The sequence below is a fragment of the Streptomyces sp. NPDC029138 genome (genome assembly GCF_055564375.1).
The window spans coordinates 38,289-51,221 of the sequence record NZ_JBVHWM010000046.1 but is presented as its reverse complement, the minus strand read 5'-3'; the positions used below and the strand labels follow the sequence as shown (position 1 = coordinate 51,221).

The window sequence follows — 12,933 nt, the reverse complement described above, 5'->3', positions numbered from 1 at the left end:
GCGAGCGCGGCGCCCCCGGCGCGGTCATCAGTTCTGCTGGGCCAGGCGCTTGTTGATCTCGTCCTCGACCTGCTTGGCGGCGTCCGCCGGGGACTTGCCGTTCAGCACGGCCGTCATGTACGACTTGATCGGGTTCGGGTTGTTCTCCACCGCGCCCCACTCGGGGATCAGCGGGGTGGTGCCACCGACGGCGGCGCCGGGAGCGGCGGCCTCGGCGACGGCGTTGCCCTTGAGGTTGGACTCCAGGGACTGCTTGTTCGGGATGACGCCGTTGAGCTTGGCCAGCTCGCCCTCGTACTGGTCGGACAGGGCGATCTTCAGGAACTCCTTGGCCAGGGCCTGCTTCTTGCTGCCCTCGGCGACGGCGAGGTTGGAGCCGCCGAGGAAGACGCCCTCGGGCTTGTCCGCGGCCTCACCGGGGATGGTGAAGTAGCCGAGGTCCTTCTCGATGGCCTTGTTGGCCTGGACGGCCGTACCGGCCTCCCAGCCCATGCCGATGAAGGCGCCGGTCTTGCCCTTGGCGAAGACCTCGGCCTGCTGCGGGGTGGCCTCGTCCTTGTCCTTGGGGGCCTTGGAGAAGGAGGCGTACTTCTTGTAGATCTCCATGGCCTTGGCGACCTTCGGGTCACCGAGGTTGGAGACGTACTTGTCGCCCTCCTTCTTCACCAGGTCGGCGCCCTGGCCGATGGTCAGGCCGTCGAAGAAGTACCAGTTCTGGCCGGGCAGGTAGATCGGCTCGGCGTCGGTCTTCTTGTCGATGGCCTGGAGGTCCTCGAAGAACTCGTCCCGGGTCTTCGGGGTGTCCTTGATGCCGGCCTCGGCCCAGATCTTCTTGTTGTAGATGACGACACGGTTGGCGAAATACCAGGGGGCGGCGTACTGCTTGCCGTCGTAGACGGAGGACTGCGAGACCGACGGCGTCCAGTCGGCGCCGATCTCCTTCTTCAGGTCGCTCAGGTCGGCGAGGCCGCCGGTGGCCGCGTAGGCCGGGGTCTGGGTGTTGCCGACCTCCAGCACGTCCGGCGGGTTGGACTCGGAGAGGGCGGTGGTGATCTTCTGCTGGATCCCGTCCCACTTCTGCGTCTCGAACTTCAGCTTGGCACCGGTCTTCTTCTCGAACGCGGCCGTGACGTCCTTGACCCACTGGTCCGGCGTGGAGCCGTCCATGGCCCAGACCGTCAGGGTCTGGCCCTTGAAGCTGTCCGGTCCCGCGTTCTTGCCGCTGTCGTCGCCGTCGTCCCCGCCGCACGCCGACACGGAGACCATCATGCCCGCGATCACGATCGCGGCCGCAAGCTTGCGCTTCACGCCACCCTCCTCAGGGATGCCACTAACCCCCCACGCCCTCGGCGGTGACCTGCGTACGACGCTGTTGCACGTAGGGCTCGGGACCTGGCCACTAATGGTGTAGACCAGTACGGTGGAGCTTGGCCTAGACCTTTTGGAGTGTCAAGGGTGGTTCGGAAGCCGGTCCCGGCCGTTACGAGAAAGTCACCGGAGTGCGTCCGTCCGCATTCCGTCCCTTTCGCCCGGACCGTTCAGTTGGACTAGACCATAGGGCAGTTGGTCGCTATAACGGGAGACCGTCGACACAGCCGGGAAGGCAGGCATGACCACCGACGTCAGCAGCGCCCAGCCGCACAGGGGGGCGTCCGGCCGCACCGCGCGCGTGCCGAAGTACTACCGGATCAAGCAGCACTTGCTCTCGATGGCCGAGGCGCTGCAACCCGGTTCGGCCATGCCGGCGGAGCGTCTGCTCGCCGTCCGGTTCGACACCTCCCGGACCACCGTCCGGCAGGCGCTCCAGGAACTCGTGGGCGAGGGCCGGCTCGACCGCATCCAGGGCAAGGGCACCTTCGTCGCCCAGCCGAAGCTGTACCGCACGCTCCATCTCACCTCGCACACCGAGGACATGCGGGCCCAAGGCCTCACGCCGGCCTCGCAGATGCTGGACATCGGGGAGGCCCCGGCCGACGAGAAGCTGGCGGGGCTGCTGGGCATCGGGATCGGCGAGAAGGTGCTGCGCATCGAGCGGCTGCGGCTGGCCAGCGGCGACCCGATGGCGATCGAGACGACCCATCTGTCCGTACGCCGCTTCCCGGGCCTGCGCCGGTCCCTCGCCACGTACCCCTCGCTCTACACGGCGCTCGCCGAGGTGTACGGCGTCCATCTCGCCGAGGCCGACGAGACCATCGAGACGTCGCTGTCGACCCCGCGGGAAGCGCAGTTGCTCGGCACGGACGTGGGGCTGCCGATGCTGCTGCTGTCCCGGCACTCGCGGGACGCGACGGGGACCCCGGTGGAGTGGGTGCGTTCGGTGTACCGGGGTTCCCGCTACAAGTTCGTGGCCGCCCTGCGCCGGCCGGGCACCCCGGTGGTCCGGCGGAGGACGGCTCCGCCGGACCGTGACGCCGGCCGCGCCTGAAGAAGGGGACGCGGGTACCGGTCGCGGATCAGCGAACGGGCATGGCCGGTACCTTCGCCGACGACTTGCCCGGCGCCTTCGGTGACGACTTGCCCGGCGCCTTCGGTGACGACTTGCCGGACTCCTTCGCCGACGGCGAGGACGTGTCGTTCCCGGCGAGCTCGATGTTCTGGTGCGACACCGCGTGGAAGGACGGCAGCACGATGATGCCGGACGGGCGCAGCTCCGTGAGGGTGGCCTCCACCCGTGCCGCCCCCGCCTTCAGCACCTCCGGCGAGGCCTTGCCGGAGTGCTCCCACCGGTGTTCGGCACCGTCGCACTGGGCGACACTGCCGCCGATGCCATGGTGGAGGCCGGGGTCGCTCTGGCTGACCGAGGAGCTGACGAGCACCGGTCCGGTGCCGCCGGTGCAGCGGTAGGTGCCGGAGAGCGTCACCATGCCGTCGGACGCGATCCGGCCGACCGGATCGACGGTGATCACCTCGGAGGGGTCGGCGGCGGCCGGGCCGATGGCAGCGAAGAGCAGGGCGGTGGCGCCGAGGGCCGTGGCGACGACGGGGCGTAGGGGCATGGGATACCTCCGGGTTCCAGGGGGTCGAGGGCTTCCACTCGTACCCGGCGGCCGGGTCGGCGGGCGTGACCGTCACCCCTTCGGTGGCGCGTCACGACACCGTCCGGGCCGGTCACGGCGGGCCGCGGCCGGAGGCACCGGGGGCTACGGCAGTACGGCGAAGCCGTCCAGCTCCACCAGCGCCCGCTCGTCCCACAGGCGTACGACCTCCACCACGGCCATCGCCGGATAGTCGCGGCCCGCCGACTCCTGCCAGATCCGGCCGAGTTGGCGCGCGTGGGCGCGGTACGCGGCGACGTCCGTGGCGTAGACGGTGACCCGGGCGAGGTCGGCGGGCGTGCCGCCGGCCGCGCGCAGGGCGGTGAGGAGGTTACCGAGGGCCTTCGCGAACTGCTCGGGCAGCGTGTCGCCGGTGATCTTGCCGTCGGCGTCCAGGGCGGTCTGCCCGGCGAGGAACACCACGCGGGAGCCGGCCGCGACGACGGCGTGCGAGAAGCCCGTGGGCGGGGACAGCTCGGGCGGGTTGACGCGCTCGGTCGTCACCGGGCCTCCTTCTGTGCCGTGGCGTACAACTCCTTGGCGATGATGCCGCGCTGGACCTCGCTGGCACCCTCGTAGATGCGCGGCGCGCGCACCTCGCGGTAGAGGTGTTCGAGGAGGTGGCCGCGGCGCAGGGCGCGGGCGCCGTGCAGCTGGACGGCGGTGTCGACGACGTACTGCGCGGTCTCGGTGGCGAGCAGCTTGGCCATCGCGGCGCGCCGGGGCACGTCGGCGGCTCCGGCGTCGTGGGCCGCGGCGGCCGCGTACACCATGAGCCGGGCCGCCTCGGTGCGCAGGGCCATCTCGGCGACCTGGTGGGAGACGGCCTGGAGGTCCATCAACTTCCCGTGGAACGCCTCGCGTCGGCTGGTGTGGCCGACGGTGGCGTCCAGCGCGGCCTGGGCCATGCCGACCGCGAAGGCGCCGACGCTGGGGCGGAAGAGGTTGAGGGTGCCCATGGCGACGGCGAAGCCGTGGTCGGGCTCGCCGAGCACATCGGTGGCGGTGACCGGCACGGCGTCGAAGTCGAGGGCGCCGATGGGGTGCGGCGAGATCATCTCCAGGGGGCTGCCGGTGAGTCCGGGCCGGTCGGCGGGGACGAGGAAGGCGGTCACGCCACGGGCACCGGCGCCGGGCGTGGTGCGGGCGAAGACGGTGTAGAAGTCGGCCTCGGGGGCGTTGGAGATCCAGCACTTGGCGCCGGTGAGCCGCCAGCCGTCGCCGTCGGGCTCGGCCGCGAGGGCCAGTGCCGCCGCGTCCGACCCGGCGCCGGGCTCGCTCAGCGCGAAGGCGGCGACCGCGCCGCCGTCGGCGACCCGGGGCAGCCAGCGCTCCCGCTGGGCCGGGGTGCCGTGGGCGTGCACCGGGTGGGCGCCGAGGCCCTGGAGGGCGAGGGCGGTCTCGGCCTCGGTGCAGGCCTGGGCGAGGGACTCCCGCATCAGGCACAGGTCCAGCGCACCGGAGTCGAACAGCCGGGCGAGCAGGCCCAGTCGGCCGAGTTCGGCGAGGAGGGGCCGGTTGACGCGGCCGGGTTCCCCCTGGTCGGCGAGCGGGCGCAGCCGTTCGGCGGCCAGCTCGCGCAGCTCGGCACACCAGGCGGTCTGCTCCGGTCCGAGCGAGAATGCGGACACAGCCGGTCCTCCCTCCGGGGGCGGGCCCGTGGCCGTCCCCACGCCCTTCCCTACCCACCTCCTGACGTTATCGCGCACAGTTGACTGCCGTCACCAACACGATACGCTCGATGCGCGAGCCCACCAGAAAGCCCGTTCGGACATCGGTCGCGGACATCGGTCACGGCAAGGGGGCGGACCACCATGCATCTCTCGGCCCACGTCGACACCTTCGCGCGCGACCATCTGCCCCCGCCCCACGAGTGGCCCGAGCTGCGGTTCGACCTGCCGGAGCTGCGGTACCCCGATCGGCTGAACTGCGCCGCCGAACTCCTGGACCACGCCGACCCGGCCCGCCCGGTCTTCCACACCCCGGACGGCCCCACCTGGACCTACGGCGAGCTGCGCGCGCGGGTCGACCGGATCGCGCACGTGCTCACCGGCACCCTGGGCGTGGTCCCGGGCAACCGGGTGCTGCTGCGCGGCCCGACCACGCCCTGGCTCGCCGCCTGCTGGCTGGCCGTGCTGAAGGCGGGCGCCGTCGCGGTCACCGTGCTGGCCCAGCAGCGCCCGCACGAGCTGGCGACCATCTGCGAGATCGCCCGGGTCGGACACGCGCTGTGCGACATCCGGGTGGTGGACGACCTGGCGAAGGCCGCGATACCCGGGCTGCGGATCACCACGTACGGCGGTGACACCCCCGACGACCTCCTGCGCCGCCCCGCCCCCGTCGACCCCTACCCGGCGGTGGACACCGCCTCCGACGATGTCGCCCTGATCGCGTTCACCTCCGGCACGACGGGTCGCCCGAAAGGGTGCATGCACTTCCACCGGGATGTGCTGGCGACAGCGGACACCTTCTCCCGGCATGTGGTGCGCCCCCATGGGGACGACGTCTTCGCGGGCAGTCCCCCGCTGGGCTTCACCTTCGGCCTCGGTGGACTGGTGATCTTCCCGCTGCGGGCCGGCGCCAGCTCCCTGCTGCTCGAACAGGCGGGCCCACGCCAACTGCTCCCCGCGATAGCCGAGCACCGCGTCTCGGTCCTGTTCACCGCGCCGACCGCCTACCGCGCCATGCTGGAGGAGCTGGACACGTACGACGTCTCCTCCCTGCGGCGCTGTGTGTCGGCCGGCGAGAACCTGCCCGTGGCCACCTGGCGGGCCTGGCACGACCGCACGGGTCTGCGCGTCATCAACGGCATCGGCGCCACCGAGTTGCTGCACATCTTCATCTCCGCCGCCGACGAGCAGATCCGGCCCGGAAGCACGGGCCTGCCGGTGCCGGGCTGGCAGGCGCGCGTCCAGGACGCCGACGGCAGGCCCGTGCCCGACGGCGAGCCCGGCCTGCTGGCCGTACGCGGCCCGGTCGGCTGCCGCTACCTGGCCGATCCCCGGCAGCGGGAGTACGTCCGGGGCGGCTGGAACATCACCGGTGACACCTACGTCCGCGAGGCCGACGGCTACTTCCGCTATGTGGCCCGCGCCGACGACATGATCATCTCTGCCGGCTACAACATCGCGGGCCCCGAGGTCGAGGAGGCGCTGCTGCGCCATCCCGACGTGACCGAGACGGCGGTCGTCGGCCACCCCGACGAGGCCCGCGGCCAGGTGGCGGTCGCCTACACGGTGCTGCGCGCCGGGGCCCGGCGCGACCCGGAGGCGCTGCGCGCGTTCCTCACCTCCCGGCTGGCGCCCTACAAATGCCCGCGCGAGTTCGTCTTCCTCGACGCGCTGCCCCGCACGGCCACCGGCAAGTTGCAGCGGTTCCGGCTGCGCACCGGAGGTGACCAGCAGTGATGCCGACGACCTAAAATGATCAACGTGTCCGAGCAACACGCCCCCAGGTCCCTCATCGTCACGCTCTACGGCGCGTACGGCCGCTTCATGCCCGGCCCGGTGCCCGTCGCCGAGCTGATCCGGCTCCTGGCCGCGGTCGGCGTGGACGCTCCCTCCGTACGTTCCTCGGTGTCCCGGCTCAAACGGCGCGGCCTGCTGCTGCCGGCCCGCACGGAGTCCGGCGCGGCCGGGTACGAACTCTCCGCCGAGGCACGCCAGTTGCTGGAGGACGGCGACCGGCGCATCTACGCAGGCGTGCCCGTCGCCGACGAGGGATGGGTGCTCGCGGTGTTCTCGGTCCCGGAGTCGGAGCGGCAGAAACGGCATGTGCTGCGCTCCCGGCTGGCCGGCCTGGGCTTCGGCACGGCGGCCCCGGGGGTGTGGATCGCCCCGGCCCGGCTGTACGAGGAGACGGAACACACCCTGCGCCGGCTGCGCCTGGACGCGTACGTGGACTTCTTCCGCGGCGAGCACCTGGGCTTCGCGGCCACGGCCGAGGCGGTGGGGCGCTGGTGGGACCTTGCCGCGATCGCCAAGGAGCACGAGCGTTTCCTGGACGCGCACGCGCCCGTGCTCCAGGCCTGGGAGCGCCGGCCGGGCACCCCGCCCCAGGAGGCGTACCACGACTACCTCCTCGCCCTCGACTCCTGGCGCCACCTCCCCTACACCGACCCGGGCCTGCCCACCCACCTCCTCCCGGCCAACTGGCCGGGCGTCCGCTCGGCGCGCGTCTTCCGCCGCCTGCACGAGCGGCTGCGCGACGCGGGGGCGGAGTTCGCGGGGCTGTGACACCCAGCGTTCCACGGACCGTACGCCGAGGCCGGGGAAGAGGACGGACGCACCGGCCGGCAACCGGGCAGCGGCGGACCGGCCGGGCTCACCGGCGCGGACGCCCCGGGCCGGATCACCCTGCGCACGGCGAGGCCGCCGGCCCTCGCCGCGTACGCCGTCTCCCGCCGTACCGGAACGCGCCACCTGATCGGCCCGGCGGACGGCGACCGACCGACGGCCCGGTGGGCCTCAGCCGCTGAGGGAGAGCCGGGGCCTCGGGGCGTCCGTGCGGCCGGTGCGCGGGCGCCGGCTGCCCGCCCGGTAGGGCGCGGGCCACACCGCGCCCGGGCCCTCGTAGCCCTGCTCGGCCGCCGCGTGCAGGGTCCAGTGCGGGTCGTACAGGTGCGGCCGGGCCAGTGCGCACAGGTCCGCGCGGCCCGCCAGGATCAGCGAGTTGACGTCGTCCCACGAGGAGATCGCGCCGACCGCGATCACCGGGACGCGGACCTCGTGCCGGATGCGGTCGGCGAACGGCGTCTGGTACGACCGCCCGAACTCCGGCCGCTCCTCGGCCACCACCTGCCCGGTGGAGACGTCGATGGCGTCGGCGCCGTGCGCGGCGAAGGCGCGGGCGATCTCGACGGCGTCCTCGGCACTCGTCCCGCCCTCCGCCCAGTCGGTCGCCGAGATCCGGACGGTCATCGGCCGCTCGGCCGGCCACACCGCGCGGACGGCGTCGAAGACCTCCAGCGGGAACCGCAGCCGCTTCTCCAGGGAGCCGCCGTAGGCGTCGGTGCGGTGGTTGGTGAGCGGGGAGAGGAAGCCGGAGAGCAGATAGCCGTGGGCGCAGTGCAGTTCGAGCAGGTCGAAGCCGGCCCGGGCGGCCCGCCAGGCCGCCGCCGCGAACTGCTCGCGGATGTCGGTGAGCTGGGCGCGGGAGAGCTGGCGCGGGATCTGGCTGTCCGGCCTGTACGGCAGCGGGGAGGGGGCGACGACGGGCCAGTTGCCGCTGGGCAGCGGCTCGTCCATGCCCTCCCACATCAGCTTCGTGGAGCCCTTGCGGCCGGAGTGCCCGAGCTGTACGCCGATCGCGGCGCCCGGTGCCTGGCGGTGCACGAAGTCGGTGACGCGCCGCCACGCCTCGGCCTGTCGGCCGGTGTAGAGGCCCGCGCAGCCGGGGGTGATCCGGCCCTCCTCGCTGACGCACGCCATCTCGGTCATCACGAGGCCGGCCCCGCCGAGGGCGCGGGCGCCCAGGTGGACGAGGTGGAAGTCGCCGGGGACGCCGTCGGTGGCGGAGTACATGTCCATCGGTGACACGACGACCCGGTTGCGCAGGGTGAGGCCGCGCAGCCGGAACGGCGTGAACATCGGGGGCGTGCCGGGCGGGCAGCCGAACTCGCGTTCCACGGCCTCGGTGAAGCGGGCGTCGCGCAGCCGGAGGTTGTCATGGGTGACGCGGCGGCTGCGGGTGAGCAGGTTGAAGGCGAACTGGCGGGGCGGCTGGCGCAGGTACAGCCGCAGGTTCTCGAACCACTCCAGGCTGGCCCGGGCGGCCCGCTGGGTGGAGGCGACGACGGGTTTGCGCTCCTCCTCGTAGGCCGCCAGCGCCCTGGGCACGTCCGGCTGTTCCGTCAGACAGGCGGCCAGGGCGAGGGCGTCCTCGACGGCGAGCTTGGTGCCGGAGCCGATGGAGAAGTGGGCGGTGTGGGCGGCGTCGCCGAGGAGGACGACGTTGCCGTGCGACCAGTGGTCGTTGACCACGGTACGGAAGGTGGTCCAGGCGGACTGGTCGGAGCGCAGGGGGCGTCCGCCGAGCGCGTCGGCGAAGACCTTGGCGCAGCGTTCGACGGACTCCTGCGCGGTGAGTTCGTCGTATCCCGCCGCCCGCCAGACCTCCTCGCGCATCTCGATGATCACCGTGGAGGCGTCCGCCGCGTAGGGGTAGCCGTGCAGTTGCATCACGCCGTGTTGGGTCTCGGCGATCTCGAAGCGGAAGGCGTCGAAGGCGAAGTCGGCGGCGAGCCAGATGTAGCGGCAGTGGTGTGCGGCCACATGGGGGCGGAACACATGGGCGTAGGTCTCGCGGGTGGTGCTGTGGACCCCGTCGGCGGCGATGACGAGGTCGTGGCTCTCCGAGAGCCGGTCGAGGGGCGGCGCCTTGGTGGAGAACCGCAGTTCCACACCGAGGGAGCGGCAGCGTGCGTGCAGGATCTCCAGGAGCCGGTGCCGGCCGAGCGCGGCGAATCCGTGGCCGCCGGAGCGGTGTCGTACACCGCGACGCACTATGTCGATGTCGTCCCAGCGGACGAAGTCCTGCCGCAGAGCCTCGTAGACCACGGGGTCGGCGTGTTCTATGCCGCCGAGGGTCTCGTCGGAGAGGACCACGCCGAAGCCGAAGGTCTCATCGGGGGCGTTGCGTTCCCAGACGGTGACGTCGCGGGTGGGGTCGAGGCGTTTCAGCAGGGCTGCCGCGTAGAGCCCGCCGGGGCCTCCGCCGATGATCGCCACGCGCAGGGGGCGGCTCGGCACCGTCGGCGACCGCGGGTTCGTTGTGGCTTCTCGCGCAGTTGCCCGCGCCCCTTCGGCCGGACCGGTCACCGTCCCCTCCATTTGGGAGGGCGCTTCTCCGTGAAGGCCGCGTGGAACTCGGCGTAGTCCTCGCCGTTCATCAGGAGGGCCTGGGTCGAGGCGTCCAGTTCCACCGAGGCCGCCAGGGGCATGTCCAGTTCGGCGGTGAGCAGGGCCTTGGTCTGGGCGTGGGCCAGGGCCGGGCCCTCGGCCAGGCGGCGGGCCAGCTCGGCGGCCGCCTGGTCCGCCCGGCCCTCCTCCGCCAGCTCGCTGATCAGGCCGATCCGCTCGGCCTCCGGGGCCCGTACCGGCTCGCCCAGCATCAGCAGGCGGGTGGCGTGACCGAGGCCGACGACCCGGGGCAGCAGGTAGGCCGCGCCCATGTCGCCGCCGGACAGGCCGACGCGGGTGAAGAGGAAGGCGAAGCGGGCCGAGGGGTCCGCGATCCGGAAGTCGGCCGCCAGGGCGAGGACCGCGCCCGCGCCGGCCGCCACGCCGTGCACCGCCGCGATCACCGGGAACGGGCATTCGCGGAGCGCCCGGACGACCTGGCCGGTCATCCGGTTGAAGTCGAGCAGCTGGGCCGTGTCCATGGACAGCGTGGCGCCGATGATCTCGTCCACGTCGCCGCCGGAGCAGAAGCCGCGGCCCTCCCCGGCCAGGACGAGGGCGCGCACCGAGCGCTCCCGGGACAGCTCGGCGAGCAGATCGCGCAGGTCGGCGTAGGCGCCGAAGGTGAGCGCGTTGAGTTTCTCGGGGCGGGCGAGGGTGACGGTGGCCACCCCGTCGGCGATCCGCACCCGTAGGTGTGCCCAGTCGGCGGTGCGGGCGGCGGAGCCGGTGAAGGGACTCATGACGTGCGGCCTCCTAGCGCGGCGGTGCCGTACGTTGCTCTACCCCATGAAGTTATCACCTGTTTGTGACTGTCGTCACCGGGGCGCGACATACCCGTCGGCCGCCTGCCACGATCGGCCGGGTCCCGTCGCATCGGTCACCGGTTGTCGACAGCGCCGTAACAGTGGGGACGCGCGGGCGAGGCGGGCCGTTCGCCTGGGTAGGTCGGCTGGTGCCGGGGCCGGGGGGTCCCGGGCGAAGCCCGGCGACGGCCTTGAGTGGCCGGGCCCGTACCATTCCTACAGTCGAAAGCAGGACAGCCTGCTCCATGAACGGACTCGCCTTGCACGAACGCCCCGCCGAATCGGCCTCCTGGCGCATCGCGCTGCCGCACACGGCAGCGGCGGTGCCCGTGGCGCGCGCCCTGGTGCGCACGGCTCTCACCGAGGTGGAGCACGTGGCCGACTGCGACACGGCGGAGCTGCTCACGGCCGAGCTGGTGGCCAACGCGGTGGAGCACACCGCCGGGCGCGGCCCGATAGAGCTGGTGGTGGAGCTGGCGCCGACCGGCTGCCAGGTCGAGGTGCACGACCCGGACCCGGCGCCGCCCGGGCACCTGACCCGGCCCGTGATCGAGGAGCCCGACGTCTGGCAGGAGGGCGGGCGCGGGCTGCTGCTGATCCGCGCCCTCAGCTCGTCCTGCGGTCACCGCCCCACCCCGTCGGGCAAGGCGGTGTGGTTCAGACTGCCTGTGGTTCCCGCTCAGCGTCGGCCGGCGTGACCTCGGCGGCCGGTCGCGCCAGCGTGGAGTGCCGGCGGCCGTAGCCGCCGTAGACGAGCAGGCCCACCGCGAGGAACACGGCGAACTGGAGCCAGGTCTGCCAGCCCGTCTCGTACATCAGGTAGAGGCAGAAGGCGACGCCGAGCAGCGGGGCAACCGGGTGGAACGGCACCCGGAAGCTGCGGGCGAGGCCCGGTTCGCGTCGGCGCAGGGCGATCACCACGATGTTGACGACGGCCATGATGGCGAGCGTGCCGATGGTGCACAGGTTCATCACGGCGTCGAGGGAGGCGAAGGCCGCCGGGAGCGCGAAGACGACCGCGACGATCAGGGTGCCGGCGACCGGCGTGGAGGTCTTCGGGTCGACCTTCTCGAAGACGCGCGGGATCAGGCCGTCCCGGGACATCGACATCAGGATGCGGGTCTGGCCGTACATCACGGCGAGGACCACGGAGGCGATGGCGACGACCGCGCCGAAGGCGATGACACCGCCGCCGACGGTGGAGCCGGTGACCTCGCCCACGACGTAGGAGAGGGCGGCGGGGCGGGCGGCGACCTGGTCGCCGCCGATGGCCCCGATCGCGGCGAGCGCGACCGCGCAGTACAGCAGGGTCACGAGGCCCATGCACACCATGATCGCGACCGGGATGTCCCGGCGCGGGTTCTTCGCCTCCTCGCCGGCTGTGGTGATCGCGTCGAAGCCGATGTAGGAGAAGAACGCGGCGGTGGTGCCCGCGCCGATGCCGCCGAGGCCCGCCGGGGAGAACGGCGTGAGGTTGCCGTGCTTGAAGGCGCTGTAGCCGATGGCGCAGAAGGCGAGGAGGATCGCGAGCTTCACGGCGGCCATGGCGGCGGTGGCCCGGGCGCTCTCGCGCACCCCGCGCACCAGCAGCACGGAGGCCATGGCGATGACGAGCACGGCGGGGAGGTTGACGAGGCCGCCGTCGCCGGGGCCGGCGGACAGGGCGGCCGGGAGCTGGAGGCCGGTGAGGCTGTGCAGCAGCTCGTTGACGTACTCGCTCCAGCCGACCGCGACGGCCGAGATGGAGACGCCGTACTCCAGCAGCAGGCACCAGCCGACCAGGAAGGCGGTGGACTCGCCGAGGCCGGCGTAGGCGAAGGAGTACGAGGAGCCGGAGACCGGGATGGCGCCGCCCAGCTCCGCGAAGGAGAAGGCGGTGAAGACGCAGGTCAGCGCGGCGAGGAGGAAGGAGATGACGACGGCGGGACCGGCCTGGGCGACGGAGTCGGAGAGGCCGACGAAGATGCCGGTGCCGACGATGGCGCCGACGCCGAAGCAGATGAGCTGGAAGAGGCCCATGGTGCGCTTCAGGCCGTGTCCCTCGCGGTCGGCGCCGGATTCGGCGACGAGCAGGTGCGGGGACTTGATGCGGGGAGCGGGCATTGCGGGTGGTGCTCGTTTCTGGTGGTGCGGGCGCCCGTCGTAGGGGCGCGGCGACGGCTCCGAAAAGGGGTGGCTCGGGGCCGCCGGTCA

At 72.5% G+C, this 12,933-nt stretch carries 11 protein-coding genes; 4 read left to right on the top strand and 7 right to left on the bottom strand.

Annotated elements, in window-relative coordinates; translation table 11 throughout:
- Nucleotides 1–27: 27 nt before the first annotated feature.
- On the bottom strand, nt 28–1,308 hold the full coding sequence (locus ACZ4WH_RS29360) for an extracellular solute-binding protein (RefSeq protein ID WP_468186176.1): 1,281 nt from the start codon (nt 1,306–1,308) through the stop codon (nt 28–30).
- Nucleotides 1,309–1,609: 301 nt separating this feature from the next.
- Between ACZ4WH_RS29360 and ACZ4WH_RS29355 the strand changes: the two genes are divergently transcribed.
- Nucleotides 1,610–2,425 (top strand): GntR family transcriptional regulator, encoded by an 816-nt coding sequence (locus ACZ4WH_RS29355; protein WP_468186173.1) that lies wholly within the window; start codon nt 1,610–1,612, stop codon nt 2,423–2,425.
- Between the two features lie 28 nt (nt 2,426–2,453).
- Here ACZ4WH_RS29355 and ACZ4WH_RS29350 read toward each other — a convergent pair whose 3' ends face one another.
- From ACZ4WH_RS29350 to ACZ4WH_RS29340, 3 genes are all read right to left on the bottom strand, one after another.
- Nucleotides 2,454–2,996, bottom strand: coding sequence for a DUF6299 family protein (locus ACZ4WH_RS29350; RefSeq protein ID WP_468186170.1), 543 nt, complete (start codon nt 2,994–2,996; stop codon nt 2,454–2,456).
- Nucleotides 2,997–3,140: 144 nt separating this feature from the next.
- Nucleotides 3,141–3,539, bottom strand: coding sequence for a RidA family protein (locus ACZ4WH_RS29345; protein WP_468186167.1), 399 nt, complete (start codon nt 3,537–3,539; stop codon nt 3,141–3,143).
- Nucleotides 3,536–4,666 carry an acyl-CoA dehydrogenase family protein gene (locus ACZ4WH_RS29340; protein WP_468186164.1) on the bottom strand — a complete coding sequence of 377 codons (1,131 nt, stop codon included), beginning with the start codon at nt 4,664–4,666 and terminating at the stop codon, nt 3,536–3,538. The genes ACZ4WH_RS29345 and ACZ4WH_RS29340 overlap by 4 nt, the downstream gene beginning before the upstream one ends.
- 183 nt (nt 4,667–4,849) lie before the next feature.
- On the opposite strand from ACZ4WH_RS29340, the gene ACZ4WH_RS29335 reads away from it, so the two are divergent.
- Complete coding sequence (locus ACZ4WH_RS29335; protein ID WP_468186161.1) at nt 4,850–6,442, top strand: AMP-binding protein; 1,593 nt, start codon at nt 4,850–4,852, stop codon at nt 6,440–6,442.
- A 15-nt stretch (nt 6,443–6,457) separates the two neighbouring features.
- Complete coding sequence (locus ACZ4WH_RS29330; RefSeq protein WP_468186158.1) at nt 6,458–7,270, top strand: PaaX family transcriptional regulator; 813 nt, start codon at nt 6,458–6,460, stop codon at nt 7,268–7,270.
- 231 nt (nt 7,271–7,501) lie between these two features.
- On the opposite strand, the gene ACZ4WH_RS29325 is transcribed toward ACZ4WH_RS29330, so the two are convergent.
- Together ACZ4WH_RS29325 and ACZ4WH_RS29320 are read right to left on the bottom strand one after the other, a co-directional pair.
- Nucleotides 7,502–9,865, bottom strand: a complete 2,364-nt coding sequence (locus tag ACZ4WH_RS29325; RefSeq protein WP_468186155.1) for a bifunctional salicylyl-CoA 5-hydroxylase/oxidoreductase — start codon at nt 9,863–9,865, stop codon at nt 7,502–7,504.
- Nucleotides 9,850–10,677, bottom strand: coding sequence for an enoyl-CoA hydratase family protein (locus tag ACZ4WH_RS29320; protein ID WP_468186152.1), 828 nt, complete (start codon nt 10,675–10,677; stop codon nt 9,850–9,852). Before ACZ4WH_RS29320 ends, ACZ4WH_RS29325 begins: the two co-directional genes overlap by 16 nt.
- 308 nt (nt 10,678–10,985) lie before the next feature.
- On the opposite strand from ACZ4WH_RS29320, the gene ACZ4WH_RS29315 reads away from it, so the two are divergent.
- Nucleotides 10,986–11,438 carry an ATP-binding protein gene (locus ACZ4WH_RS29315; RefSeq protein ID WP_030645169.1) on the top strand — a complete coding sequence of 151 codons (453 nt, stop codon included), beginning with the start codon at nt 10,986–10,988 and terminating at the stop codon, nt 11,436–11,438.
- On the opposite strand, the gene ACZ4WH_RS29310 is transcribed toward ACZ4WH_RS29315, so the two are convergent.
- A complete protein-coding gene (locus ACZ4WH_RS29310) occupies nt 11,398–12,843 on the bottom strand; it encodes an amino acid permease (RefSeq protein ID WP_468186148.1) in 1,446 nt (481 codons plus the stop codon). The two genes, ACZ4WH_RS29315 and ACZ4WH_RS29310, sit on opposite strands and share 41 nt — an antisense overlap.
- Between the last annotated feature and the right edge of the window lie 90 nt (nt 12,844–12,933).